The 1,260-nt window shown below is 49.5% G+C and carries 1 protein-coding gene; it reads right to left on the bottom strand.

What is annotated here, in order from left to right:
• Positions 1 to 1,150: IS701 family transposase (locus tag HNR77_RS29875; RefSeq protein WP_184191739.1), on the bottom strand; the 1,150-nt coding region annotated here is incomplete at its 3' end.
• Positions 1,151 to 1,260 lie beyond the last annotated feature (110 nt).

Here is a 1,260-nt window from a genome sequence, read left to right as displayed (position 1 = left end):
CTCCCATCCGTCCCTGCTCATAAATCCAACGAGCCTGGTGCGTATGGTGCTGCCGATGAAAGGTTTGCAGACCTTCAAGCAGGTTGCCCTGGCAATGGTAGAGAAGGCAGGTGCAAGCAAAAGCGAGCAACGCCCAAAACCGATCCAATGAAGTTGCAGATCGAACCTGGTAACGGTCCAAACCGAGCTTCATTTTGGCGGTGCGAAAATACGTCTCAATGGCCCAACGTTTGCTATAGTAGCTTAGGATTTGTTCCGTGCTCAATGTCAAATCCGTACTTAAAAAAGCGCGCACCTGTCCACAATCGAACGGTTCATCCGCTTTCCAGCATAGCACCACCACACCTTCATCAGGAACATTAAGCGCGCCTTCATACCGGTAAGTCCGGTACGTGGAGCCGCCGACGGTCACGACATCGGTTTGCTCCAGTGTAATGTGGGCAGCCAGATCCTTAATGGATTGCTTGGTACCGCCAGGATACAGGGTTCGATTGGTTTTCAAAGCACTAATGACATGTAAGCCTTGGCCTAAGCAGGTTTCCAGCAAATGAGCCGAAGGGTACCAGGAATCCATGAGCACGTAGGTCGGCGTATCCGACACCGGGAAGTTGGTAAGAAGCTGTGCGGCGAGTTCAACTTTACTTTCCTGCTTTCCTTTGTAGCGAGCACAGGCATAAGGAAAGACGTGATGACCCGCCTGAATTAAAATCTGAACCAACGCATGACCATACACCTTGCGATGCTTGGCATGCGCGTAATGATACGCAGCCGCTTCCATGGGAAACAAAGCCTGTGACGAAGGCTTGGTCTTTTCACACACGGTGTCATCTAAGGACAAAAACAACGGTTCTTGTTGCTCGCTAGCCACAAGCCGGGTATGTTGAACCGCCAGATCCCGGCTAATCTGTTTCAGCCTGGACGTATCCCACTTTCCATGGGCCAAAAAATGACTCAGGCTGCGCCGATCCCGAGGACTAAAGCTTTCTCGAGCTACATCCGTCAGCGTTCCTTGAAAGGTAGGAGACAGCATGGCGGTCACAAAGGAAGCGAAATGCTGCAAGGTCGGGCGAGAAAAATAGAGATTCATCTTCCAATCTCGAAAAGCATTGTGTAGTGTATCCAAATGTGCTACCTTGAACGTATGAGACATGTCTTGTTCTCCTCTGCGTAATGGTGGGTGGTACTTCCATTGTACAAGGAAACATATGACGGTCTCTATTTTTTTTACAAATTATTACTCCGAATTTTGGCAAGTACAGT

It is taken from the genome of Paenibacillus sp. JGP012 (genome assembly GCF_014203995.1).
GTDB lineage: Bacteria > Bacillota > Bacilli > Paenibacillales > Paenibacillaceae > Paenibacillus > Paenibacillus silvae.
Note: the sequence above shows the minus strand (reverse complement) of the source record. Positions and strands in the feature narration are given on the sequence as shown.